The organism is Siminovitchia jepli (assembly GCF_047228825.1).
Taxonomy (GTDB): domain Bacteria; phylum Bacillota; class Bacilli; order Bacillales; family Bacillaceae_C; genus Siminovitchia.
Genome location: NZ_JBFEGN010000056.1, coordinates 1 through 26,038, shown reverse-complemented (window position 1 = coordinate 26,038; position 26,038 = coordinate 1). Strand labels below are relative to the sequence as shown.

Genomic DNA, 26,038 nt, shown 5'->3' with positions numbered 1-26,038 from the left:
CTCATCAGATTACACTCCATTTCCAGTAAATTTTTGGGAATTCAGGAATTTACTCGTTTGGAATACCGAGAGTATATCTAATTACGAAAAATCTGAAATTCGTCATCAGGGAAGTTCGAAATACGAAATATGATCCGGGAACCTCAAATTCTATATAAAATGTACTTTCGAATGTAACGTTAACACCTGATAAAAGCCATTGCGTCTAGTCAATGAGCTCCCATCCTTTTTGACTATTAGTATTCTATACCGGAAAGAGCGGTAATGGGATTGCGTTCCTTTGACCGTTCTCGCCAAAATAACACCTGCACGGGCAATGGCGGCCCGTTCCTTTTACCGTTTTTGGCGAAATAGCGCCTGCACGGGCAATGGAAATAGCGAGCCGGAACAATTAGTAATAATAAATACCGATCATCTAAAATGATTGTGTGTTAAACTTTTAAATTCAGGGTATATAGCCCAATTTTTTTTAATTTAATCAATCCAACCTTCCGCCTCTGGCTTCTAAGAAAGACGCGCAGCGCTTTTCTTAAAAACGGGTAAAAACAAGATGATGAAAAAGCTGCCATCTTGTTTCATGAAGCAGCCAACCAATTTGCTGAAGGCGAATTGGACGCCGGCAATGAGTCCATAAAACCAAACTTGCTAATGTTATGCAAACAGAAAACGAGGGAATGTACAGGGGTCTAAGGAGGAAGTAAACAGTATTTAATGCGGTTATTATACTTTGCCGTAAAAAACAAAGGGTTCTCTGCCCTTTGTTTTTTACGCAGGAGGAAAAAATTTTAGCGGCGAATGTTATTCATGGGTGCAATCAGACAAATCGCCTGTTTCGAAAGGCTTGGCGCTGGGCATGTTTTCTAAAACAGTTTTTGCATCGATTTGATGATTCCCAGATGGATGCCTTCGTGCCAAGTAACAAATTGGAGTGCAGCATCTACCGTATCCAATTTGAGATAGCGAATGTCTACGGTCTCGTCAGCGGTGTTTTGCAATTTTCCGTTAAAATAATCCAGAATCCGTTCGCCCTGTTTGTCGATCGCTTGTAAAAGCTCTTCGACAGGAGGTTCTTCGCCGTTCCAATCGGCAGGACTGGAGCCGTCGATGAAAAGATCATACCATTCCGGGTGTACGATCTCATAATTGTGATCGGCTTTGCATAAATAATCTTCAGCCGTTATGTAAACATGTCCTGCATTCCAGCGTATCGTATTTGGAAATCCTTCCGGCTGCTCGTCCCATTTGTTATTAGGCGTGTTTCTTAAGGCGATCAGGAAAGCGGCACGAGAATACTTAAACATATTTAATGATTCCATTCGATCCACACCCTTTTCCATTTGTTTTACATCATTATATTCCAGGCATATGGCTAACTCCAATGATCTGTTTTACAATTCTAGAAGACAGGTGGCATTCTTAAAAAATACTTGTCATGAAGCTTTTATTATCGTCTTTTCGGTTGTCTCGGACGCCGATTTTCAGGGTGAATCCGCAAACAAAAGGAATGTAAGCGCTTCAAAATGGGCATTGTGATGGATGACGTTTCCTCCTTTTTCAAGTATAATCCAAAACATAAGGATTTCTTTGTTTATTATGTACAGATGGAGAGTGTAATTACGTGAAATCAATTTCGGTAAAAGATTTAATGGACAGGTTTTCATTGGAAGTTTTGGCCGGCGAAGACCAACTGGACCGAAAAATTACAAAATCAAAGGCGCATCGTCCGGGATTGGAGTTTGTCGGCTTTTTTGAATTTTTCCCGATGGAGCTTGTTCAGGTGCTTGGCAGGAAAGAGTTAAACTTTTTACATACACTGAGTGACGAGGAGCAGAAGCTCCGTATTGGCAATATCGTCAACTATCACCCGCCATGTTTTATTATTACTGCAAATCAGGACAGCATTGACTATCTGACCGGGTGCTGTATCCAGGAAGGGATTCCTCTGCTCCGTACAGATGAGGATCCGACTTCGGAATTTGTTTCCAAATTGGATGCTTATATGCTTAAAGCGTTGGCTCCTGAAATGGCCATACATGGCGTTTGTGTGAATGTCTCCGGCATCGGAGTATTGCTCAGGGGAAAATCAGGCATTGGAAAGAGTGAAACGGCCCATACGTTAATTCGCCGTGGTCACCGCCTGGTTGCTGATGATGTCGTAACTTTGAAAAAGCTTGGTCCGCAAACGTTGTTGGGGACCCACGATGAAAAAACGAAGGAACTGCTTGCACTGCGCAGCATTGGGCTTGTCAATGTCGTTCGTCTATACGGAAGAGAAGCTTTCCAGGATCAAACCCGGATCGTATTGGATATTGAACTGACAAAATGGGAAGAAAACTCCTTATATAATGACCTGGAACTTGAACCGAAATTTTCGGATTATATGGGAGTTCAGATTCCGTACATTGAAATCCAGCTCCAGCCCGGACGTGATGTAGCGGGTCTCATTGAAGCCGCCGCCAACAACTGGTACTTGCAGCGGGAAGGCTACAGCGCCATGGAGGAGTTTTCTAAGCGGCTTGGGGAAGGAAAATGAAAATAGACGAGGATTCATCTGACATCCCCGTCTATTTTTTCTCCTATATGAAATTATTTTGCAAACCGCTCAGAACCAAATTCGAATTAGTCATGTAAAAGCGGTGCAGGCACTAATCAGCCTCAATATTCTCCCCTAAGCATCTTCTTTTATTTCGACAGATATGATCATGACTGCAGCAGCAACGATAAGCATAGAGAATACGGCCAGAAACATATTGATCAACTCCTACCAAGTAATAAACCCTCTTGAACCCGGGGGTGCGTGCTGGATCATGTCGGCAAGCGGCACGGCATACGCCAGGACGATGAGCGCCAAGGCGACTCCGACCCAGATTCCCCAGTTTTCCAAATACTTTGCGGTGTGCGATGTGTCGCTGTTTGCAATCGGAAACTCGACAAGTTCACTTTCTTTTTCGGCCTTGGGGGCCACAAACATCAGGTTGGCAACGATGTAGACCATCAGAATGGCTGACAGGAATAAAATCGTTCCTCCAACAGCCATGGTGACGTGGTTGGAAAGCAATCCCTGGAACCAGTCAAGGGCAGATTCATTGCCGTTATAGCCGGCGTAGGCTGTTCTTCTTGGTGCTCCAAGGAGCCCCAATAAATGCTGTGCTGTAGACATGAGCGTCATGCCGACCGCCCAGGAAATGACCTGGATAAAGGCCAGTTTTTGCATATGCTTGGGAAATTGCCTCCCCGTCAAATACGGAATGAGCCAAAAGGTCACGCCCATGAACGTCATGGCGACCGGTGTTCCAACCGTAATGTGGAAATGGCCTACAACCCAAAGCGTATTGTGCACAAGCTCGTTCAATTGGAAGCTCGCGTTAATAATTCCGGTAGCTCCTCCAGGAATGAAGAACAACATGGCGATAAAAATGGATGTAAAACGAATATCTTTCCACGGAAGTTTTCTAAACCAGCCAAACAATCCGGTTCCGCCTTTTTTTCTTCCGGAAATTTCAAACGTTGCAAACATGGAAAAGGCGGTCATCAAGGTCGGAATTACAACCATAAATGTTAAAATGACTTGCAGGAATTTCCAAAAGCTTTCAATTCCAGGTTCCGTCAACTGGTGATGGAAACCGACCGGGAATGAAAAGAGAATAAACAAGATAAACGAGAAGCGTGCCAGGGAATCGCTGAATACATCTGTCCCGACAATTTTCGGTATAACCGTATACCAGGCAATGTAAGCAGGCAAGAGCCAAAAGTAAACGAGCGGGTGTCCAAAATACCAGAACAGGGAACGGCTCAATTCAACGTTGATCGTATCGACCCAGCCAAACGACCAGGGAATGTATTGGAACACAACCGTTGCGACGACGCCCAGGCAGGCGATAATCCATAATAGCAGAGTGGCCATCGTCATAAAGGCAAACAGGGGGCTGAATTGTCCTTTGTTTCTTTTTTTCCATGCCACATAGTGTCCCATCAATGCAAAACTTGTTAGCCATGTTCCAATCACAAACAGTGCCAGCCCGACGTAAAACCAGCCGCTCGCTTTCAAAGGAGCGTAAAAAGTATACAGGACAGACGCTTTTCCGGAAATAATCATGACGGTTGCCATAACAGTTCCGATTGTCGTTACAATCAGTCCCAGCCAGGCAGTGCGGCTTACTTTCGGACCGAAGCTTCCCAATGTCTTGCTCATCCCTGCAATCAAAAAGGCGAAAATGAAAAAGGTTGTAAAAATAAGTGCCAGCAACACGCCGTGAGCAGTCAGGATTTGATAGTAGTCAAGCCATTTTGGAAGCTCCAGTGAGTCGTTGCGGACAAACACTTGAAGCAGCCCGCAAAACGTTCCGATGATAAATGCGATATAAGCCACTTTTACGTTCCATAATGCCAGTTTTCGATCTTGTACAGAGATCATGGTTCATACACCTCGATTTCGGTTGACATCATATGATGGCCTGCCCCGCAATATTCGTTGCAAAGGACCAGGTACTTTCCGGCTTTTTCAAATGTATAGCTTTTGTGTGTAATCCTTCCCGGTACAGCCATCATGTTTACTTTCGTATTATCAATCGTAAAACTGTGCACAACATCCGTACTTGTTAATGTAAATATAATTTCTTTTCCTGCCGGAACTCTGATTTTGGCCGGAAGATAGCCAAATGTTTGGCTGATGATCACCGCTTCATAAGTGTCATCATCGAGCTGTCTGACACCCGGCTTATCAAAGGGCGGCGTCTCGGTCACCTTCTCCGGGTCGATCACATCCATCCCCCCGGCGGGCGTATGCCCATGGGCAAAAGCGGTTACGCCAACAATCGTCAAGAAAACCGCGAGCGATAATGTCCCGAAAACCAACCAGATCTTTTCGAACTTGTGAAAATGCATGAACTTTCACCTACTTTTTCTTTTTTTATCTCGCAGCATATAATAAATACGTAGCAAACCACATCACGATAATGATGATCCCGACACCCAACACACTGACAAGCGTTCCTTTTAAATTTGGTTCCGAATGATGGTGCTCCTTTGCCATGTTTACACTCTCTGTCGTTCTTTTTTCTAATTCCATCGCAAACACCCTCCCCGTTCTTTTTTCTAATTCCATCGTACTCCCGCCAGATGCACCTCTCTGTGACATAAGTCACACTTCATATCGATTTCACATGACCTTCATAATCCCTTCAAATTTTGGACATAAAAAAAGACCCGCAGTTTCGGCGGATAACTGATTTAAATTGAATTTATTCAAAGCAATTGGGGACAATCAAATACACGCCATCAAAGCTTTGTTGACGAATAATTCATTGATTATATAATCTAAGTATAGATTAATAGTTTGAAAATTTCCCAAAGAGAGGAGATTTACATTGAATATGAAAAAGGATCATGTATTAGTTGCCGGTTTTGCACAGTTTCCGAAAGGTACTCCGGTATATGAAACGCAGAAGGTAATTGGGTGCATTCTGATTATTGATAAAACAACGGATATAATTGTTGATGCCTCTTTTACTTTTATTTTAGATATGACAAATGAATTTATTTCGTCATTGGTTCGTGGAAAATGTATTAAAAATGGTGTCGAAGCAATCATTAAAGAGCTGGAAGAAAAGTTTCTTATTCCAGGACAGCGAGCCGTCATTCAATCCGTCATAGCTGCTTACGAACGTTACCACGATATGAAGTAATTCCCGACATCATGTTAAGTGCATTGGCTATATCAATTATGTAATATTTTGAATAAATACTTGAATTCCAAAAGTATATGAAGTACACTATTAAATGTAAGCGCTTAATTAAATAAACAAGACTGGATTATCTACGTGGAAGGGATACAAATCCCACTCCATGCAAGTAGATAACAAGCCAGTAGTTTAGGAAACACCATTTAACAGGCTAATAGCCGTAAAGTGTGTTCCTTTACTACTGGCTTTTTTATTTCAAATTATTTCTTTGTAGGAGGGTTTTATATGGAATTTGGTTTATTTACAGTTTTTGACAATTACAAGAAAAAAATTAACCGGACGCATGAGCAGATGCTGTATGAAGTATTGGAGCAGACTGAACGGGCGGATGAGCTTGGCTACAATTCCGTCTGGTTCGCAGAACATCATTTTAGTGAGTATGGCATTTTAACAACTCCTCAAATGCTGTTGTCGGTGGCAGCAGAAAGGACAAAAAATATTCGCTTGGGTGTATCTATTGTTACGTTACCATTTAAAAACCCGATTCAAGTAGCTGAAGATTATGCATTATTGGATGTTTTAAGCAATGGACGCTTAAACCTTGGATTGGGCAGTGGGTATTTGCCACATGAGTTTGCCGGATTTAATATCAACGGTAAAGATAAAGCTTTTCGGTTTAACGATGCGCTGGCAGTTATAGAAAAAGCTTGGACTGGAGAAAAATTTTCCCATGAAGGGGAATACTTTCAATTTTATGATGTAAAATTGGAGGTCTTGCCCAAGCAAAAAGAAGTTCCTACATGGATAGGTGCTTTGAGTCCAAGGGGTTCTGAATTTGTCGGGAAGATGGGATATAGCATAATGGGGGTTCCTTACGTGGCAAGCAGCTCCATTCAGGAGTTGAAACAGATTATTGATAATTACAAAAAGGCTTATCGCGAAGCCGGCCATGATGAGAAGAAAATAAACATACCGCTTGCGGTCCATACATTTGTCGCTGAAACACGGGAGGAAGCGGAAGTCATTGCAAAGGAGCATGTAAACCTTTATTTGGACACACGACAATATGGCAGGGATGCACAATTTGAAGAGCTTGAAGAACGGGAACAATTGTTGATTGGTTCTCCGGAAGATGTGATTAACCGTTTAAAGAAATATCAGGACGCAGGTTGCGATCATATTATGATGCTGATGAATTTTGGCGGATTGCCGCATGATAAAGTTCTCCATTCCATGGAGCTTGTTGCAGAAAAGGTAATGCCTGCCTTTAAGGCCAATAAAGAAAAGGTTTCCTTGTAAGACAACGAACTTTTCGAAAGGAGATCCATCAAAATGAAGCTTCTTGGAATATCAGGTACGATATTGGGAGCCAAGACGTCCATTCTGGTGAAAGCTGTTTTGGATGAAGTAAAAAAGAAATATCCGGAAGTCACCATCACATTATTGGATTTACGCGATTACGATATGCAATTTTGTGATGGCAGAAGAACGGATTTATATAACAGGGATACCCAAAAAATGATCCAACATGTGATGGCCGCTGATTGTTATCTGATTGGCAGCCCCGTTTTTAACGGATCCATCCCGGCTCCATTAAAGAATCTGTTTGATCTTGTTCCTCCGGAAATGTTCCGCCGCAAAGTGATGGGTTTTGTTGCAAATGGAGGAACAAACCAGCATTATTTAATGATTGAAAATCAATTAAAACCAATTGCCGGTTACTTTCGATCTTTTGTTGCTCCCAGCTATGTGTATGCAAATTGGGAACATTTTAATGAAAACAATGAAATCACCGACCCTGATGTAATGAGCCGAATTCGTGATTTGGCCGATGAACTCGTTTATATGCATCAAAATTTACAGCATCAGAAAGAGATCGTTTAGCAAAAAAGGAGGGTTTGGGATTGGAACTGCAGAACAAGATAGATGAAATGGTTCAAAGTAAAAGCGCCGAAATGCTGTTAAGGAATTTAATTGATTATGCCGGCCTTTTTCCTCCTGCCTGTTTGTCTTTAAACGAAGCGGTTCAAAATTACGCGGCTTATTTAAGAGGCAGCGATGGCTGGATGCTTGGGTCCTATATTCATCCGGCCTCCAGTATTCAAGAACTGAAACCATATGTTGGCGCGTTTTCCGATCGGGAGCTTTCTATCTCCGCATTGGGGCGCAAAAGTGAAAGCTATCGTGAATGTCTGAAGTTGCTTGAAGAAGATTTGGATACGGTGGCGTCTTTTGAGAAAGAACATCGAGAAAGGGTCAGAATCACTGCTTTTGAACTGCCTCTGCCGCCTTCCATTCCAGAGGAACATGATATAGAGCAATTGTCGGTTCTTACATCGGACTATGACATGACGCTGTACTGTGAAATTACTTTTGCATTTGGTGAGGATTGGTATGAGCAGATGCTTAAGGCATTGGACTGTTTTGCGAATTACAACAAGACTGCGCCATACCCGATAGGAATGAAGCTGCGGACGGGCGGGGTAAAAGCAGAGATGATTCCGGCTCCAGGGCAGCTTGCCGCATTTATTGCAGCTTGCCGCGACCGAAAACTTCCGCTCAAATTTACTGCGGGGCTGCATCATCCCGTCAGAATGTACCGCGAAGAAGTAAACGCCAAAATGCACGGATATGTAAATGTATTTACAGGCTGTCTGTTCGCCCATAAATACCAGCTTGGCGAGGAATCCATCAAGGAAATATTAAATGAGGATGACCCATCAAGATTTTCATTGGCCGGGGATAAATTGGCATGGGGGGCCTGGAAATTACAGCAGAAGAAATTCAAGAATTGCGTAAATCATTTTTACATTCATATGGCTCCTGCAGTTTTGATGAGCCCCGCTTTGAGATAAGAGAATTGGGATTGATAAAGGAGGTAAATCATTGATTCGTTCTTTTTTTAATGTTGAACCGGATTCTCATTTTCCCATTCAAAATTTGCCGTACGGAGTTTTTAAACCTGAGGGAGAATCCATGCCCCGAATCGGTGTGGCGATAGGGGATTATATTCTCGATCTTTCTGTGGTTGAAAAAGCCGGATTTTTTAATAATACAGCGGTAAAAGGAAAAAAAGTCTTTGAGCAATCTTCACTTAATCTGTTTATGGGCACGGGCAAGGAGACATGGAGTGAAGTGCGTTCCATTATTCAAAAACTGTTAAGTGATAAAGATCCTGCATTAAGGGACAATGCGTCTTTACGGCGCAAAGCATTGATCCCCCAAGCAGATGCAGAGATGCTAATGCCTGTGGATATTGGGGATTATACCGATTTTTACGCCTCAAAAGATCATGCAACGAATGTAGGAGCGATGTTTCGCGGGAGAGAGAACGCGTTAATGCCGAACTGGACCCACTTGCCCGTCGGTTACCATGGCCGTGCAAGCTCGGTCGTTTTGAGCGGAACGGATATTCACCGGCCACAGGGACAAATTAAACCGCCCGAAGCGGAAACGCCCATCTTCTCGCCTTGCCGCCAGCTTGATTTTGAATTGGAGATGGGCTGCTTTATCGGAACCGGCAATCAGTTGGGGGAGCCGATTCCTGTTGGGCAGGCGGAAGAACACGTTTTTGGCCTGGTGCTGGTCAACGACTGGAGTGCAAGGGACATTCAGGCATGGGAATACCAGCCGCTAGGGCCTTTTTTAGCCAAAAACTTTGCTACTTCGATTTCACCGTGGGTTGTACCATTGGAAGCATTGGAGCCATTCAGGGTCCAGGGTCCCATCCAGGAGCCGGAGCCGCTTGCTTATTTGAAGGAAGATAAGCCGGGTTCGTTTGACATTGAATTGGAGGTTTACCTGAAAGGAAAAAACATGCAAAAACCTGAACGGATCACTCGTACAAATTTTCAATACCTGTATTGGAGCATGGCCCAGCAAATTGCTCACCATACCATTACCGGCTGCAACTTAAATCCTGGTGATTTGCTGGCATCAGGGACGATTAGCGGACCAGAAAAAGAAACACGTGGATGCCTGCTCGAACTGACATGGCGCGGAAAAGACCCTGTTGAGCTTGAAAACGGCGAGCAGCGGACGTGGCTGGAGGACGGGGATGAACTGATGATGACTGGCTGGTGCCAGGGAGAAGGATATCGAATTGGCTTTGGCGAAGTAAAGGGAAGGATACTGCCCGTTCGGACTTTAAATATTTAACCTTGAGCTATTGAAAAAGGAGGTTTTGAACAATGCCATTTTATAAACAAATGGGGAACATCCCCCGTAAAAGGCATACCGTTTTTCGCAAGGAAGATGGTTCGCTTTTCAGGGAGCAGGTAATGGGAACAAAGGGGTTTTCCGGAATCCAGTCTATTTTGTACCACCATAGCCCCCCGACAAAAATATCGGAAGCAAGGCTGATGGGTCCAAGGGATCCGGAGTATGAAGAACAGGGACCGCTTTGCCATCGCCATTTTCATACTTCCCGGATGAGTGGGGGAGCCGATTCCGTCGGGGGCAGGGAATATGTACTCGGTAACGAAGATTTACTGATAGGGATTGCAACTCCAAAAGAGCAAATGAATTATTTCTATCGCAACAGCGATGGCGATGAACTGTTATACGTACATGAAGGAAAAGGAAAAGTGGAAACGATGTTTGGCACAATTTCGTATCGGCCCGGTGATTATATTGTTATTCCCATTGGGACCATTTACAAAATAGTACCTGAAAATTTGGAAGAAACGAAATTCCTTGTCATAGAAACCACGAGCTGGATTACTACGCCAAAGAGGTATAGAAATGAGTTTGGGCAATTGCTTGAACACAGCCCTTTTTGCGAGAGGGACATCCGTGGTCCTGAAAAACTCGAAACTCACGTGGAGTCAGGAGAATTTGAAGTCCGGACCAAATCCCGAGGACATCTTCACTCTCATATTTTTAACCACCACCCGTTGGATGTTGAAGGGTGGGACGGCTACTTGTATCCTTATACTTTTAATATTGATGACTTTGAACCAATCACAGGACGTATACATCAGCCGCCCCCTGTCCATCAGACGTTTGAAGGGCATAATTTCGTGATTTGCTCCTTTGTACCGCGGTTGTATGACTATCATCCGGAAGCCATTCCTGCCCCGTATTTTCATAGTAATGTAGACAGTGACGAAGTCCTCTATTACGTGGAAGGGAATTTTATGAGTAGGAGAGGAATCAATAAAGGGTCCATTACGTTGCATCCTTCAGGGATTCCCCATGGTCCCCATCCAGGTACGATAGAAGCAAGCATCGGCAAAAAGGAAACGCTTGAACTTGCTGTCATGATCGATACATTCAGGCCTTTGAAAGTTGTAAAAAACGTAAGGCAAATAGAGGATGAAAATTATAAATACAGCTGGTATGAATAATCGCTCCTGAGAAAAGCGCCGGAATAAAGTTTTGATAGGAACATGCCGGCGCTTTCATGCAAATTATCATAACAGGCTATGGGCCCTAAAGGTTTTCGCCGACAAAAATGGAAGCCATTGCTGTCATTACAAAAGACCGGTGGTCTTTCAGGATCCCAAAGCCGCCGCAATAGGCTGTACAGCGCAGCCCAATCACAATTTGCAGGGATTAAACATAGTTTCCGCGCTGTTTGAATACAAAACAATATTCAAGGAGGAGAGAAAATGAAAGTACTTAGATTGGGGCATGCATGTTATGTATTGACAAGCAAGGAGGGGAAGCGTTACTTAATTGATCCGTTTTTGAGCATTAACCCGGGCTGTCCGGAAGAGTACACCAATTCGGAGTTCTTGCAAACAATTGATGCTGTTTTTATTACTCATGGCCACTTTGATCATACACACGGGCTGGAAGAGGTAAAGAAAGCCAATCCTGATGTGCTTGTCGTGGCGCAGTATGATTTTGGAATGATTCTCCTGCAAAAAGGGTATTCCAATGTCCATTTATTAAACTATGGGGGCTCTGTTGAACTGGAAGATGTGAAAGTGACAATGGTACAGGCCATGCATACTTCTTCTTTTGGTGAAACGGAAGGTACACCAATTTATGCAGGCCAGCCTGCAGGATATATATTTGATTTTCATGGGGATAGAACGCTCTATCATACTGGGGATACGACCATGATGGCCGATATGAAGATTATCCAGGACTTTTATAAACCCAGTATTGCCATTCTTTCCGCATCGGGCCAGTTTGTCATGGGACCGGAGGAAGCGGCGTATGTCGTTAAAAATTTGCTTGATGTGGAATATGTCATTCCGAACCACCAGTTTCCGAATAGCGAAACAACACCTCGCCCCGCAGTGCTGGAAAGTATGGTTCAGCAGTTTCCGGTCATCAAAACGATGATGAATAAAGACCAAAAGCTTCTTCAGCTTTTAAAAGACTATCATAAATCAGAGGTGATTTTGCTTCAATACGGAGAAGAAAAAGAGTTTAATATTTTGGAAGGGACACTTGAAATTAAATAGTATTCAAAGTATACTGTAAATTGAAAGCGTTTCAAATAATTTAAATCTGGAATATCTACGGGAATTGGGTTCAAATCCGATTCCGGACAAGTAGATAACAAGCCAGTAGTATAGCACACATGACAAAAATTTCTTTTGTCTATGTGTTCTTTACTATTGGTTTTTTTCTTGGCTGATTTAGTCAGTTTGTACATAAGAGTCTTAAAAAAATGAATAAATGGGGGGTTCAAAATGAAAAAAAACTTGCTTGGTGTTTTTACTGCCGTCTTTGCGTTATTAATTGCATCAGGCTGCGGAAGCTCGCAGGAGTCAAGCGGAAGTGAAAAGAGCGGCGGCGAAAATGCAAAATCCGAAAAGGTCCACAAAATTGGTATAAACCTGGAGCTTTCAGGAGCCTCTTCTGTATGGGGAGTGGCCCAAAATAATGCGATTAACATGTTGGTTGAAGAGATCAATGAGAATGGTGGAGTTAACGGCGTACCGATTGAACTTATTTCTTATGACAATGAATCAAGTGAAACACAGTCGTTGGTAGTTTCCAAAAAATTGGTAGAGCAGGATAAGGTATTGGCAGTTATCGGAGGCGGCACATCCCCAACAGCCATGCCCATTGTTCCTTATTTTGAGGAAAAGCAGGTACCGCTGATTTCAACCGGTTCCGCCGATCAAATAGTCCAGCCGGTGGAAGAGCGGAAATGGATCTTCAAAACACCGAGTAATAATAAAGACATTGCAGAAAACATGGTTAAGTTTTTGAAAGACCATGGCAAAAAAGATATTGCGTTTATGATGTTAAACAACGCTTATGGAGAGAGCGGTTTAAGTTCATTTGAGCCTGTTGCCAAGGAAGCAGGTTTAAATATTATAGCTGTTGAAAAATTTGCAGCCGATGACCAAGACATGAAGCCCCAATTGACACAAATAAAGGCAAAAAAACCAGATGCGATTGTTGTTTGGGCCATTCCTCCTTCAGCTTCGATTGTCAATAAAAATTACAGCGAACTGAATATGAATTCCATGCTCGTATACAGCAACGGGGCAGGCTCCAATATGTTTATTGAATTAGCCGGAGAAGATGCTGCCGAAGGAACCTATGTGTCTGCAGGTAAAGTTTGGGTTGCAGATATGCTTAAAGATGATGACCCGCAAAAAGAAGTGATTTCAAAGTATGTGGAAGCCTATACCGCGAAGTATAAAGAAGGGGTCAGCCCGATTGATGGAATGGCATACGATGCCATGCTTTTACTGGCAAAAGCCATTGAGCAGGCAGGGGAAAATGTTACAAGAGAAACTGTGCGGGACAACCTGGAAAATCTGAAAGATGTAGCAGGCATTACCGGAGTATTCAATTTAAGCCTCGAAGACCATCAGGGATTAAAGCCGGAAGACATTTTAATTGTTCAAGTAAAAGACGGTAAATGGGTGATTCCTGAATAGGAGGTAGGAAATGGGTGCCGATGTGATGCAATTAATTTTCTCCGGCCTGGCAGTCGGTGGTATTTATGCATTAATCGCTGTTGGTTTTGTCACGATTTACAATGTAAACGGAATGATCAACTTTGCACAGGGTGAATTTGTGATGGTTGGAGGGATGGTTGCCGCTTCGATGGTTTCGGGCGGCTCCCCTCTTTGGGTGGCAGCCCTCACGGGAATTGCCATGTCTGCCATCATTGGTGCCATTATCCATCGGGTTATTTTGTATCCTGCAAGATTCAGCACGGAAGTTGTGTTGATTATTATAACAATAGGAGTTTCAACAACCTTGAGGGGAATAGCCCTCTTGATATGGGGAAGTACCCCAAAGACGCTTCCGCCCATTTTGGAAGGGAAGCCGGTTGCCGTTTTAAACGCGGTAATCCCCCGGCAAGACTTTTTTATCGTGGGGATAGCAATGATATTAATGATTGTTCTCTTTATTTTCTTTAATAAAACAATGCTTGGTTCAGCGTTAAGGGCCTCCATGATGAATCGGGAAGTGAGCAGGCTAATGGGAATTTCCCCTAAATTAATGGGTATGCTGTCTTTTATTTTGGGTGCGCTGCTTGCGGGAGTTGTAGGTGTAATAGTCACTCCCATATCATTGGCGACATATAACATGGGATTGATGATCGGTCTGAAAGGTTTTGTTGCAGCCGTTATAGGCGGACTCGTCAGTGTTCCCGGAGCTGTCATTGGCGGCGTTTTACTTGGTGTTTTTGAGTCGCTTGGAGCAGGGCTGATTTCTTCGGGGTACAAGGATGCAACTGCGTTTATTATTTTGCTCATTGTATTGGTTATTCGCCCGCAGGGGCTTCTTGGTTCCAGAAGCGGGAAGCGCGTATAAAGGAGGTTTTCAATTGGAGAAAACAAATCCGATCGTGAAAGAGAAAGCGGTGGTGCCCCGCCTTCGGCTGATGAAGAACCAATATGTCTATTTATTGGCCGGCTTATTGATTTTCGGCTTTTTTCCTCACTTATTTGGCCCCTATTTGACCAGTGTTTTTATTATTATTGGAATATACAGCATCACGACAGTCGGCCTGACCATATTAATGGGAAATGCGGGCCTTGTATCGTTGGCCCAGGCGGCTTTTTGGGGGATTGGCGCATATGGGACCGGTATTTTGACTGTTAAATATGAAATTCCGGTTTTATTCAGTGTTGTGGTAGGGATTATCTTTTCATCTATCGCTGGCTTTATCCTGATTTATGTGACAAGAAACTTGGAAGGTCATTATTTTACGCTGGCTACGCTGGGATTTGGAATTGTTATTAATATTATTTTGATAGAAGAGAGCACTTTGACCGGAGGATCTTCCGGCTTATTGGGCATACCTGGTTTTTCTATAGGAAACTTTGCCCTCGCTTCCGAGTCGATGTGGTTCTATTTCATCTGGACCATTGTCATTTTGGTTGTCCTGTTATCGAGAAATCTGGTGAAATCAGGCTGGGGAAGGAATCTGAGATCCATGAACAGTAGTCTCATTGCATCACAATCCATGGGAATCAATACGGGCAAATATAAGGTAAAGGCCTTTGTCATCAGTGCAAGTTTTGCAGGCCTGAGCGGGGGGCTGTATGCGAGTTATATGGGCTTTATCAGCCCGGCAGTCTTTAATTTTGAAATGTCGATTAAATTTGTGGTGATGGCTGTGATTGGCGGATTGCTCTCCATTTACGGGGCACTGGTCGGGGCCATCGTCATTACGCTCCTTGTAGAGGTTTTGCGAGAATTTATTCCAACTTTATTCAGTGATACTAGTGCCGGGGGTGCCGTTGAAGTGATATTTTTTGGTGCACTTCTAATGGTAATGATGGTTTATTTGCCAAATGGTATCATGGGCATCATCAAGCAGGCTAAGACTAAGTTTTCTACTGGGGGAAGGTTTTCATGACATCGGCATTGCTGGAATTTCAACATGTAACAAAGCAATTCGGCGGAGTAACTGCCGTTAACGACAATACGTTTCAAATTAAAAAAGGTGACATTGTTGCTTTGATAGGCCCCAACGGTGCGGGAAAAACGTCAACCTTTAATTGCATCACAGGCATGTATGCCCCCGACTCGGGGGAAGTTCTGTTTGAAGGAAAGCGAATCAGCACACTTAAACCGCATGAAATTGCAGAACTGGGGATTGCACGTACGTTTCAGAATCTGCAAATTTTCACCAATATGACCATATTGGAAAATGTGATGGTATCAGTAAAGAACGTCAGAAAGATAAGTTCATTAGGAGCAATGATCCGTTTGCCATCCATTAGATATAACGAGGAAAAAGCAAAGGCTACGGCTATGGAAAAGCTACACATGGTAGGGCTTGCCGATAAAGTGGATCAACAGGCGAAAGATTTATCGTTTGGGGAACAGCGCTTGCTGGAAGTGGCGAGGGCCCTTGCTTTAGAGCCTTCCATTTTATTGCTTGATGAACCAATGTCGGGGTTAAGCGGTGAAGAAACGAATGAAATGATCGAATTGATTCGAAGGGTTAACAAGGAAGGGACAACGATTTTTTTGATTGAACATGACTTGTCGGCAGTCATGAAAATTTCCAAGCATATTATCGTATTGAATTTTGGCAGTAAGATTGCCGAAGGACCCCCTGAGGAAATTAAAACAAATGAAAAGGTTATAGAAGCCTATTTGGGACGGGAAGTAAAGCAATCGTACAAGGAAAGGGACATTCCGGAGACAGCTGGAACTGGTTTATCAATTGAAGATTTGCACGTCTATAGAGGGAGCATTTACGCGCTAAAGGGCGTAAATTGTTCAGTGCGGCAAGGAGAATTGGCAGCCATTATCGGGGCAAATGGAGCCGGTAAAACAACACTTTTGAGCACAATTGCCGGACAGATTGCACCAAAACAAGGCACAATTATTTTTAATGATAAAGACATTACCGGGCTTTCTGCGGAGAAGCTCGCTTTTGATAGAATCAGCCTTGTTCCGGAGAGAAGGGGAATGTTTCCAGAATTAACAGTGGAGGAAAGCCTGCAACTTGGTGCTTACAATCGGTATAAACCGTTTCATGTTTCAAGCAAGCTGAAAAAAGAGATTCGCGAGGAAATGGAAAAAATGTATGAGTTTTTCCCAAGGCTGAAGGAGCGCAGAAAACAATTATCCGGAACATTAAGTGGTGGAGAGCAGCAAATGCTTGCCATTGCGAGGGGTTTGATGGCCCATCCAAAATTGCTGATGCTGGATGAGCCGTCGCTCGGATTGGCCCCGTTGATTGTAGAAGAGATTTTTGAAAAGCTGTATGAGTTAAAGCAGCAAAATATAACGATTTTGCTGGTGGAGCAAAACGCAAAAGCTGCTTTGCAAGTGGCAGATTGGGTTTACGTATTGGAGACTGGAACGATCAAAACAAATAATAAACCAAGTGAATTGGCAAAAGATTCAAGCGTCTATGAAGCTTATTTAAGTAAGTAATGTGCGGGGTATGGTCAGCCCCTTCTTTTTTTTAGAATTTTCAGGAGCAACCAGAATAAAATGATTCCGCCAAAGGAGCCAATGGCAAATGATAGAGAAAAATAATCGAAAATCAAATAAACCGCCAGCAGGCAAACAGCATATCCGGCTGCAAAGCCATAAATAAAATTTGGTCGCATCGTAGGCCTCCTTTTATAAACAAGAAAGGAGATGCAAAAACATCTCCTTCAATCTATTCTGCAAATTTCAACGGGACAATTTTCACAATGAATCTCATCTTTTAAAAATTGAAGGTCGTGAATGAGAATGTTTCCATTAGTGACAGAAATCACCCCGTCTTTTTTTAAAGCTCCGAGAAGGCGGTTGACGACCTCGCGGCTCATGCCGCAAAAGTTGGCAAGCTCCTGATTTGTAAGAGATAAATCAATTCGAATCCCTTTCTCTGTTTTCACGCCGTAGCTGTTTGTCATGCGAATGAGCGTTGAGTAAAGGGCGCCTTTTTTTCCGTGCAAAATGAGATCGCGGAATTTGGATTGTGTTTTTTGCTGGTGAATGCCCAACATTTTCATGAATTCGGCGGAAAGGCCGGGATTGATCAATAAGTTTTCTTCCAGATCATCTTTATGGATGACGGCGCATTCGCAGTCTTCGATCGCTTTGGCATGAACGCTGTAAGTTGAAAGTGTACAAAAAAGCCGCACTTCGCTGATAAAGTCTCCGGCATTCACAATTCTGAAAGTAATTTCCCGGCCATCGGGCGTTATTTTCCCGATTCTTACTTTACCGGATTTAACATAATATATCTCCTCTGCCCGGTCACCTTCCTGAAAAAGATACGAGCCCTTTTTCCAGGCTTTTTCGTCGTGGCGAATAAAAAGCAGATCTTGCAAATCGACGGGATCATGTTCTGTCATCATCATGGGAATCCCCACCTGACAATTTATTTTGAAAGACTGATCGTCTCTCCTCATATTATACCACTATAAGGATTGGGTTCGTACCTTGATTATGGCTAATTTTCGGATAAATTGATGTGGCATCGCAACTAAAAAAATTTAAAATCGAAGCCTTGTAGAGAAATGGTTTATTCGTGGCTAGGCACAAAAAATTGCCGCAAAGAAAAAGTGAATATCGGTACGAATCCGGAAATCGATCCGGATTACCCCGCGGGTACTAACGATGCGCCTACTTTGAAGCGACAAATGGGGAAATCAGTGATTTAGACGGCTACACGCAAACGGAAAAGCGTAACGGCGTTTGGAATACCAAACGCTACAATCGGTTTCATAAAAAGAGTTCCCCGGAGAATCGAGGAACATGTAACGACATTCAGCCAGGCTTTACGGAGCTGCCGGCATTATTTTGAAAACGGCCACTGCCAAAGAAAACCGGAATTGCAAAAGCAGTCCGACATCCGTATTTAAGCCGATTTTTGTTTTGGAGTCAGCAAAATGTTGGCCGTTGTAAGTCTTTTGCGTACGACGACCCCGATCCAGGAAGCGAGGGCTGCTTTAATAAGGCCGACAACAATAAACGGTGCAAAACCGCTGGCGAATGCCGCGGGCCAGCTCAGATTGGCGGCTATTTTTAACCAAACGGTTCCAAATACAAGTGTAATAAACATGCCGATTGTATTGGCAACCATCGCATGTGTAAATTTGAAAGAAGTTTTCTCCAAATACCAGCCGATAAAAAGTGCTGTTGGTATAAACCCGATGATAAAGCCGCCGGTAGGTCCCACAAGGACAGAGAACCCTGCTGAAAATCCCGAGAATACCGGGATGCCGACGGCTCCCAACAATATGTAAACCAGGACGGATATTGTACCTTGCCTCGCACCGAGTATGGTGGCTGCAAGCCCGATCGCAAGCGTTTGCCCTGTAATAGGCACTAACGGAAGCGGAATGGTGATTTGGGCAAAGATGCCGATGATGGCCGCAAAAAGTGATGTAATAATCATTGCTCTTAACTTTTGTCTTTCCTGTGTCATTTAGCTCCCTCCAATTGTTAACCGAAATTTATGTTGGGTTTACAAACACTTTAATTGCTAAAAGGGTGTTTGTCAATGATTTGTTGTACACCTTGATGCGTTTTTATATTTTCAAAAGAAAGGAGTAGAAAAACGGAAGCCTTACTTTAAGGCTTCCGTTTATTAAAATGCCCTGCATAAAGGGGACGTCGGACATTTATCAAGCGGGCATTTTTTTGGAGCGGAACGTTACAAAAAACCAAATCACATTGATGATGCTTGCCAGGCCACAAACAACGAGTACACCCAACAGGGAAGTAAGTGACGCCATGACGACACCAATGATTGTTACAACAAGGAATGTTGATATAAAACCAAACAGCCCTATAGTACATAAAATAGCCATCACGTATTTCATCCAATTTAAGCCGGCCAGGTACAAGCCTATAGGCACAATGTAAAAAATAAGTATCATCCCAATGGACGACCACATTCCGACAGAATTAAATTGATTTGCATGTTTTCCCAATTCGGATAAAGGGGATAAGGAAGCTGCGGCAATCAGTGTACAAAATAATAACGCGGAAATGAGTGCAATGATCACAGTTTTCTTTTTGTTATTCATTGTAATTCCCTCCAGTATATCTTCCATCCACTTTATACGGTTGTATAATAAATAAGTTCCTGAAAGATTCGTGAATTCCAGAAAAAAATGACGCAAAAAAGCCGGGGCACGCCAGATCGTTTGCATCAGCCTATTTTTCCAGCTAAAAATCATTTTTCCGCTAACTAGCCATCATGGTATCTTGGTAATAGGCAAAAAGACCAATTTCAATTTTTAAAAAAATTATTATACTAACAAAAGAACTAATGCAGAAATTGGGAAGTGAAAAAGATGTGGAAAAAGGCTTTCATAATGATCATCGCCTGCATGGCCCTGGTTGGCTGCCAGCAGAGTGAAAAAAAGAGTGTCGGGAAAAAAGAGGAGAAAGCTGCTGAATCACATTTACAGCAGAAGAAAGCAGAGGAAGAAAAAGCAACCTACAGCCTGAATGCGGAAGAAATTGAAAAAGAACCGTCCGGGAACTTGTTCCAAAAATATATTGGCGAAAAAGAGTTGTCTGACAATGACAAGTATTCCAAAGCAGCCGAAGAGGCTGTGGCCAAATACATGGAAGAAATAAAAAGCAGGGATACAAAAGATTGGGACGCAAAACAGTGGGCAGCATCCATCATTGCAAGCCTGCGTACAGATGTCAGAAATACAATCCAGCCGATAAAAGATCTTGAGGTAAAGTACAACGAATTGAAACTGCCTGACGGAAGACTGCTTCAAGACGTATCTGAAGATGAACTGAATGAAGAGGCCGATAAAGTCAATGTAGCTGTGTTAATAGATGCCAGCGGCAGCATGAAGGCGGATGTTTCGGGTGGCAATAAAATGGCATTGGCCAAATCAAGCATCAAACAATTTTCTGAGAGTTTGCCGGAGAATGTCAATGTCTCCTTATCGGTGTTTGGCCATAAAGGGACAGGATCCGATCAGGATAAAAAGCTGTCATGCGAAAGTATTGAAACTGTTTATCCATTAAAGGCTTACGATCAAAAAGAATTCGCCGAAGCCTTGAACAAATTCAATGCCAGCGGCTGGACACCGCTTGCATCAGCCATACAGCAAGCGGAAAAGGAATTAAAGGCTGCAAGCGAAGAACAGACAAAAACATTTATGTATGTTGTAAGTGACGGCATCGAAACATGCGATGGAGATCCGGTGAAAGCGGCTGAAAACGCCAAAAATTCGCTGACGGACCTGCAAATTCATATTATCGGATTTGATGTGGATGACGAAGCGGACCGCCAGTTGAAAGAGGTGGCAAGAGCAGGAGGAGGAGAGTACACTTCTGTCAAAAACAAACAGGAATTGGATGAACAAGTCACTAAAAATTGGAAGGAAAGCATGGGGAAAACAACCTGGCGGTTCTGGCTGGCCGGCAATATCAATACTATCAATTGGGCGTCTGTTGGAATGGCTAATGAACTCAGGGGATTGGAGAACAATCATATCACTTCACGCAACCGGGAGCTTGAGCGAATGAACGATGCCTTGAATAAGCTTTTGGAGGATGATCTTATTGATGTAAATACGAAAATGGCCGTTTCAGATTTAATCTATGAACGCACAAACGTAATCAAGGAGCATGCGGACGCTATAAAATCAGAAAAACATAACGAAATCTTTGATACTGCAGACAGCCTGAAAGAGAAAATCAATCATGTAACAGAAGATCTTGATCTGTAGAAAATATGAAGAAGCGGGAACCATGGCTGTCTCCTGGTTTAAAACGCATAACAACAATTCACCTGTCCCCGTTAAAGCTGAAGGAAAGATCATTAATACAGGCTTATTAGAAATAAAGGTTTTGGTTTGAGGATTTTGTCAAAAGTTTTAGGTGAAAGTTCCTATGAAGAAAAAAGCCCTCCCCATAAAGGGAGGGTGAAATGGTCAGATGGATTTAACCGATTGAAGAAAAGGGGATGCCCTGTTCAACTGCCTTCAGTGTATGGTTTTACACCTTAAACGGCATGCTTAAATGATCACATTGATTCATAATGTCGGCAAAAAGTTCACGAAAACGAAAACTTCATCTTTCAAAGTCTTGGTGAAGACTTTTGTTCTTTTCTTGCTTATAATGCCTTATGATTGGTGCAGCTATTTTCTTATATTGTTCCTGGTGCTGAACAACTTCTTTTTCTAGTAGTGTTGGATCATTTGTAAATGCTTTAAGTCCATCAATATACTGCTCTCGTCTTTCTGAAGAGATAATAAATGGTGTGATGTTATGTGATAAACATTGTCTAAACATAATTAATCTGCCGATACGGCCATTCCCGTCTTGGAACGGATGAATTAATTCAAAACGATGATGAAACGAAAGTACATCATGTAATTCAACTTCATCAAGATCATTGTAATCATCCATTAATTCACTCATCAACCCGGGAACATCATGTGGTTGAGCCACTTCTTGGTCTCCTGCAATGTTTGGAATGGCTTTATAGCGACCGATCCCATACCATTTTTCATCAGTCGTACCTCTTTTTAACAACTGATGGTATTCTTTTATCAGCCTTTCTGTTAATGGTTCATTTATTGTATCCAACATAAAATGAAAAAGCTCAAAATGATTTTTACTCTCTATCAAATCATCCATTTTGTGACCACCTGTATTCACAAAATCATGTGAATACAATGCTTGGGTGTCTGAAAGCGTAAGTGTACTGCCTTCTATTTTGTTTGTATGATAAGCAAATGTAACTGTCGTATAATCATATAATCCATTTTTTAAGCCTCTTTTTCGTTCTTCTTGAAGAATGGAAAGATATATACTTTTCACCTTAAGCCACCTCGCTTTTACAACATTATATAACGAATCACTTCCTGCTTGGAAACTCAAATTGTAACTTTCCATTCTTAATCAGCAAATATTTTTACTTTTGAAGTCTTTCATTATGGATATTCCCGTTCTCCAATATCTTTTTTTAATCGCGGTTTCATTTCATTTTTTGCCGCAAAAAACTTTTGGAAAAGTGAACTTGCATCCATTCGGATATTCCGCACAATCATAAAACTAACTGTTATCCTGAACCTTTCCTTTTCTGAAAACAGGACACAGTCCAATAACCGATTCCTGCAGAATCTATTTAAGCTGTTCGTTTAGTTGCCCCACATTTTTTGGGCATTTTTAATTTGGAGCCAACAAAATGTTGGCTGTTGTAAGTCTTTTACGAACGATGACCCCAATCCAGGAAGCAAGGGCCGCTTTTAATAAGGGGACAACAATAAACGGTGCAAAGCCGCTGGCGAATGCTTCAGGCCAGCTCAGACTGGCGGCTATTTTTAACCAAATCGTTCCAAAGATAAAATGTAATGAACATGCCGATCGTATTGGCAACCATCCATGCGTAAATTTGAAAGAAGTTTTCTCCAAATACCAGCCGATAAAAAGTACTGTCAGTATAAACCCGAAGATAAAGCTGCCGGTTGGTCCAACAAGGACGGAAGACCCTGCTGAAAATCCCGAGAATACCGGGATGCCGACGGTTTCCAACAATATGTAAACCAGGAAGGATATTGTACCTTGCCTGGCACCGAGTATGGTGGCTGCAAGCGATCGTTTAAGCGTTTGAACAGGAAAGTAAGTGACGTTATGACTGCACCAATGATTGTTACAACAAGAAATGTATCCGCCTTCTAGTTCAAATTCTGCATAACAACAATTCACCTGTCCCCATAAGAAAATGGGGACAGGTGTCATTGTTAACCTATGGGAGTATTTTTAAGTGTCTGATAAGCTAGTATCTTTTCTCACAAACCTCAAATATAAATAATATAACACACCAATTCCCAGCCAGATAAATCCTAGTGTTTTCGCCATTGGATCCAGATTAAACCATACATAACCAATAATAAGAAATCCGATGGCCGGTAAAACCAAATGGGTGAAATAATGAGTGCTTTTCTTCTTTCTGATGTAATAATTAATGACTGAAACATGCAAAATCAAGAAAGCAGAGAGGGCACCAAAGTTAACTACAGACGCAAGCTGTCCAATCTGAGCAGAAAAAAACATCGTAACAATAAAAGAAATAATGGCGACAACAAATGTGGCCACATGTGGTGTTCTAAACTTGTGATGTACTTCAGACAATATGTGTGGTAATTTACGGTCGCGCGCCATGCTGTATAGTATCCTCGAGATGGCCGCTTGTGCAACAAGGGCATCTGCAATTCCCCATGCAATAACAGTTGCAATAATGGTTAACCACTTTAACCATGGGCCACCGGCAATTTCGGCAATTTGATAAAAGGCGGTATCAATATTTTCAAAAGTAGTATAGTCAGGCCAAATAAGAGCAGCTATCCAAGTTTGAATGATAAACAACACGCCTACTACAAGCAGAGATGCGATAATGGCATTTCCAATTGCCTTACGGCCGCCTTTAGATTCCTCAGCCAAGGTAGAGACCGCATCAAATCCCAGGAAGCTCAAGACAGCGATAGAAACGGCTCCCATTACGGTTGCCATGGAAAAGTTATTTTTATCATAAACAGGGTTAAATGTAAATTCTGCACCATTTACGTGCTGTGCTACTGCAATAATTCCGGCAACAACAAATATGACTAAAACAATGAGTTCAAAAACAAGTATAATTTTGTTTGTTCTTGCCGTAAATTCAATTCCTGTGATGTTAATGACGGTATTGATTCCGATAAATATGAGCAGCCAGACAACGATAGGCACTTCGGGTACAATATCTGCGAGCGCGGCGGCACTTACCAGGTATAAAAGGGCAGGGACAAAGATATAATCTAGCAGAATGAGCCATCCACCGAAAAAGCCTGCCGTATCATTTATGCCATGTTGGGCATAAGCATAGACAGATCCGGAGTACGGAATCGCTTCAGACATTCTCGCATAACTGAGTGCGGTAAAAATCATGCCGACCATCCCAATCATGTAGGCGAGGGCAACCATTCCTTTTGCCCCCGTGGCCACTTCACCGTATATCCCAAACGGAGCAATCGGAACCATGAAAATTAATCCATAGATCATTAAATCCCAAAAAGTAAGGGCGCGCTTAAGCTCTTGTTTATATCCCGGGCCCGACCCATTCAATTTAATCTCTTCCGCCATTCAGATTCCCCCTAGTTTTTGTATTTCTATATCAAATTTCACTAATATTGTATATTCGGTGAGCGGGAGAAACACTAGCTTCTGTAAAGACGTTTCGCTCATCCCGTAAAAATGTTCAATTGGACAGAAACCATCAATATTTGCATGCGTGGCCGGATGATTTTGAATATTACTTTTAGTCTTTTGAATTGGCATGACGGGGGCAATTAAATGTAAATAATTATTTTTATTTTGTATTGACTATTCTGATATCTTTTGTGAAGCAGAGGGTAAATCCCCTTTGCGTATGACAGGCCCTTAACGAAAGATGTTTATTTTATACGTATCTAAAAACCATTGGGGTACAAAGAATCTCGCAGTTAGCAAAGGATCTACAATCTGTGAAATTTGGGCTTGTCCAATGGCGCTTAACAGCATCGTCAATTCACTAAGCTCAAGGTCTGTATGAGGAAGGAGAAGATCTACCATTTCTTCAACTGCAGTTTTTGCAGCTTCGTCCAATGTCTTGGCTGATACCAACAGGCTCAGACCCTTTGAGTTTTTTACCAAAGGATGATTCAGGCTTTTTCCCTTTAACACTTCTAAGGTCAAATCAGCTTTTCCTGGGACCTCAATTCCCGACACGCCAATTTCTCCATCTCCCATGGCAGCATGCATGTCTCCCAGGCCAAACAAAGCTCCTTTATGAAAGATAGGGAAATAAATCGTGGCTCCTTCTGTAATGAGAAGTGTGTCAAGATTTCCTCCGTGATTTCCTGGTGTACCGCAGGGCACGGCATCATTCTCGGGGGCAACACCGATAACACCGATCATTTTATTTAGCGGAATTTTTACTTTTTCGTTAAAAATAGCATAATTACCTTCAATCGGAATTATTTTTACTGTAAACGTATCGATTCTATGGCCCATGACACCCAAATCGGGACCGGTAGCAAGGACGCCTCTTTCTCCAATCTCAAGACTGTGAATAGTTACAGCCAATACATCTCCGGGATTAGCTGATTCAACGTAAATGGGTCCAGTGGCAGGGTTAATTCGGTTCCAATCAATACTGTTCATCGTTGTATCGTCCGAACGGATTTGATTTTCAAAGCAGTCATAGGCTTCTACTACCAATCTGCTCCCGGATTCCACCATTGCAACGGGTTCGTGTTCTTTGCTAAATGAATAAACGGGCTTTCCCGTAGGCACGATTTGTGGCATTTCTTTTCCCTTCCTTCAATAAAATTTAAATATTAAGCCTATGGTAACATAAGAGTCAGATAAGTCAATCTTTATTGATAATTGCCAGCTTTGAGGAGTAAATTTATGTTTTTTAGTCCTTAAAACAGAAAATGCACTTATCCACAGATGTAAAAATTTAC

At 42.5% G+C, this 26,038-nt stretch carries 25 protein-coding genes; 13 read left to right on the top strand and 12 right to left on the bottom strand.

Going from position 1 to position 26,038, the window contains the following annotated elements; all coding sequences use genetic code 11:
• Window positions 1-860 precede the first annotated feature (860 nt).
• Complete coding sequence (locus AB1L08_RS15865; RefSeq protein ID WP_413065626.1) at window positions 861-1,316, bottom strand: DinB family protein; 456 nt, start codon at window positions 1,314-1,316, stop codon at window positions 861-863.
• Window positions 1,317-1,618: 302 nt separating this feature from the next.
• Here AB1L08_RS15865 and hprK point away from each other — a divergent pair, with 302 nt between their 5' ends.
• A complete protein-coding gene (gene hprK / locus AB1L08_RS15860; protein ID WP_413065625.1) occupies window positions 1,619-2,533 on the top strand; it encodes an HPr(Ser) kinase/phosphatase in 915 nt (304 codons plus the stop codon).
• Window positions 2,534-2,761: 228 nt separating this feature from the next.
• Here the strand turns inward: hprK and AB1L08_RS15855 are convergent, their stop codons facing one another.
• Genes AB1L08_RS15855 through AB1L08_RS15845 form a run of 3 tightly spaced genes read right to left on the bottom strand, consistent with a single transcriptional unit; the run spans window position 2,762 to window position 5,068 of the window.
• On the bottom strand, window positions 2,762-4,414 hold the full coding sequence (locus AB1L08_RS15855) for a b(o/a)3-type cytochrome-c oxidase subunit 1 (protein WP_413065624.1): 1,653 nt from the start codon (window positions 4,412-4,414) through the stop codon (window positions 2,762-2,764).
• Entirely contained in the window at window positions 4,411-4,884 is a 474-nt protein-coding gene (locus AB1L08_RS15850) for a cytochrome c oxidase subunit II (protein WP_413065623.1), read from the bottom strand. The genes AB1L08_RS15855 and AB1L08_RS15850 overlap by 4 nt, the downstream gene beginning before the upstream one ends.
• A gap of 25 nt (window positions 4,885-4,909) precedes the next feature.
• Complete coding sequence (locus AB1L08_RS15845) at window positions 4,910-5,068, bottom strand: cytochrome C oxidase subunit II (RefSeq protein ID WP_413065622.1); 159 nt, start codon at window positions 5,066-5,068, stop codon at window positions 4,910-4,912.
• A gap of 304 nt (window positions 5,069-5,372) precedes the next feature.
• Here AB1L08_RS15845 and AB1L08_RS15840 point away from each other — a divergent pair, with 304 nt between their 5' ends.
• From AB1L08_RS15840 to AB1L08_RS15790, 11 genes are all read left to right on the top strand, one after another.
• Window positions 5,373-5,684 carry a DUF3870 domain-containing protein gene (locus AB1L08_RS15840; RefSeq protein ID WP_413065628.1) on the top strand — a complete coding sequence of 104 codons (312 nt, stop codon included), beginning with the start codon at window positions 5,373-5,375 and terminating at the stop codon, window positions 5,682-5,684.
• Window positions 5,685-5,966: 282 nt separating this feature from the next.
• On the top strand, window positions 5,967-6,980 hold the full coding sequence (locus AB1L08_RS15835) for an LLM class flavin-dependent oxidoreductase (protein ID WP_413065621.1): 1,014 nt from the start codon (window positions 5,967-5,969) through the stop codon (window positions 6,978-6,980).
• Between the two features lie 33 nt (window positions 6,981-7,013).
• The gene (locus AB1L08_RS15830; RefSeq protein ID WP_413065620.1) at window positions 7,014-7,565 is read left to right on the top strand and encodes an NADPH-dependent FMN reductase; all 552 of its coding nucleotides are present in this window, start codon (window positions 7,014-7,016) and stop codon (window positions 7,563-7,565) included.
• A gap of 20 nt (window positions 7,566-7,585) precedes the next feature.
• On the top strand, window positions 7,586-8,536 hold the full coding sequence (locus AB1L08_RS15825) for a hypothetical protein (protein ID WP_413065619.1): 951 nt from the start codon (window positions 7,586-7,588) through the stop codon (window positions 8,534-8,536).
• A 31-nt stretch (window positions 8,537-8,567) separates the two neighbouring features.
• The gene (gene fahA, locus AB1L08_RS15820; RefSeq protein ID WP_413065618.1) at window positions 8,568-9,839 is read left to right on the top strand and encodes a fumarylacetoacetase; all 1,272 of its coding nucleotides are present in this window, start codon (window positions 8,568-8,570) and stop codon (window positions 9,837-9,839) included.
• Window positions 9,840-9,871: 32 nt separating this feature from the next.
• Window positions 9,872-11,029 (top strand): homogentisate 1,2-dioxygenase, encoded by a 1,158-nt coding sequence (locus AB1L08_RS15815; RefSeq protein WP_413065617.1) that lies wholly within the window; start codon window positions 9,872-9,874, stop codon window positions 11,027-11,029.
• A 264-nt stretch (window positions 11,030-11,293) separates the two neighbouring features.
• Complete coding sequence (locus tag AB1L08_RS15810; protein WP_413065616.1) at window positions 11,294-12,100, top strand: metal-dependent hydrolase; 807 nt, start codon at window positions 11,294-11,296, stop codon at window positions 12,098-12,100.
• Window positions 12,101-12,331: 231 nt separating this feature from the next.
• Entirely contained in the window at window positions 12,332-13,537 is a 1,206-nt protein-coding gene (locus AB1L08_RS15805; protein ID WP_413065615.1) for an ABC transporter substrate-binding protein, read from the top strand.
• A gap of 10 nt (window positions 13,538-13,547) precedes the next feature.
• A complete protein-coding gene (locus AB1L08_RS15800) occupies window positions 13,548-14,423 on the top strand; it encodes a branched-chain amino acid ABC transporter permease (protein WP_413065614.1) in 876 nt (291 codons plus the stop codon).
• Window positions 14,424-14,436: 13 nt separating this feature from the next.
• Entirely contained in the window at window positions 14,437-15,474 is a 1,038-nt protein-coding gene (locus AB1L08_RS15795; protein WP_413065613.1) for a branched-chain amino acid ABC transporter permease, read from the top strand.
• A complete protein-coding gene (locus AB1L08_RS15790) occupies window positions 15,471-17,009 on the top strand; it encodes an ATP-binding cassette domain-containing protein (RefSeq protein WP_413065612.1) in 1,539 nt (512 codons plus the stop codon). The genes AB1L08_RS15795 and AB1L08_RS15790 overlap by 4 nt, the downstream gene beginning before the upstream one ends.
• A 14-nt stretch (window positions 17,010-17,023) precedes the next feature.
• On the opposite strand, the gene AB1L08_RS15785 is transcribed toward AB1L08_RS15790, so the two are convergent.
• The 4 genes from AB1L08_RS15785 to AB1L08_RS15770 form a co-directional block, all read right to left on the bottom strand.
• Window positions 17,024-17,188, bottom strand: a complete 165-nt coding sequence (locus AB1L08_RS15785; RefSeq protein ID WP_413065611.1) for a hypothetical protein — start codon at window positions 17,186-17,188, stop codon at window positions 17,024-17,026.
• 48 nt (window positions 17,189-17,236) lie between these two features.
• Window positions 17,237-17,923 carry a Crp/Fnr family transcriptional regulator gene (locus tag AB1L08_RS15780; protein ID WP_413065627.1) on the bottom strand — a complete coding sequence of 229 codons (687 nt, stop codon included), beginning with the start codon at window positions 17,921-17,923 and terminating at the stop codon, window positions 17,237-17,239.
• Between the two features lie 506 nt (window positions 17,924-18,429).
• Complete coding sequence (locus AB1L08_RS15775; RefSeq protein WP_413065610.1) at window positions 18,430-18,999, bottom strand: biotin transporter BioY; 570 nt, start codon at window positions 18,997-18,999, stop codon at window positions 18,430-18,432.
• A gap of 199 nt (window positions 19,000-19,198) precedes the next feature.
• Window positions 19,199-19,603, bottom strand: coding sequence for a DUF5391 family protein (locus AB1L08_RS15770; RefSeq protein ID WP_413065609.1), 405 nt, complete (start codon window positions 19,601-19,603; stop codon window positions 19,199-19,201).
• A gap of 270 nt (window positions 19,604-19,873) precedes the next feature.
• On the opposite strand from AB1L08_RS15770, the gene AB1L08_RS15765 reads away from it, so the two are divergent.
• On the top strand, window positions 19,874-21,277 hold the full coding sequence (locus AB1L08_RS15765) for a vWA domain-containing protein (RefSeq protein ID WP_413065608.1): 1,404 nt from the start codon (window positions 19,874-19,876) through the stop codon (window positions 21,275-21,277).
• Window positions 21,278-21,620: 343 nt separating this feature from the next.
• Here AB1L08_RS15765 and AB1L08_RS15760 read toward each other — a convergent pair whose 3' ends face one another.
• The 4 genes from AB1L08_RS15760 to AB1L08_RS15745 form a co-directional block, all read right to left on the bottom strand.
• On the bottom strand, window positions 21,621-22,373 hold the full coding sequence (locus AB1L08_RS15760) for a Fic family protein (RefSeq protein ID WP_413065607.1): 753 nt from the start codon (window positions 22,371-22,373) through the stop codon (window positions 21,621-21,623).
• Between the two features lie 348 nt (window positions 22,374-22,721).
• Window positions 22,722-23,294: a biotin transporter BioY gene (locus AB1L08_RS15755; RefSeq protein ID WP_413065606.1), complete on the bottom strand. Its 573-nt coding sequence runs from the start codon at window positions 23,292-23,294 to the stop codon at window positions 22,722-22,724.
• 21 nt (window positions 23,295-23,315) lie between these two features.
• Window positions 23,316-24,674, bottom strand: coding sequence for an APC family permease (locus AB1L08_RS15750; RefSeq protein WP_413065605.1), 1,359 nt, complete (start codon window positions 24,672-24,674; stop codon window positions 23,316-23,318).
• A gap of 297 nt (window positions 24,675-24,971) precedes the next feature.
• Window positions 24,972-25,877, bottom strand: a complete 906-nt coding sequence (locus tag AB1L08_RS15745) for an acetamidase/formamidase family protein (protein WP_413065604.1) — start codon at window positions 25,875-25,877, stop codon at window positions 24,972-24,974.
• Window positions 25,878-26,038 lie beyond the last annotated feature (161 nt).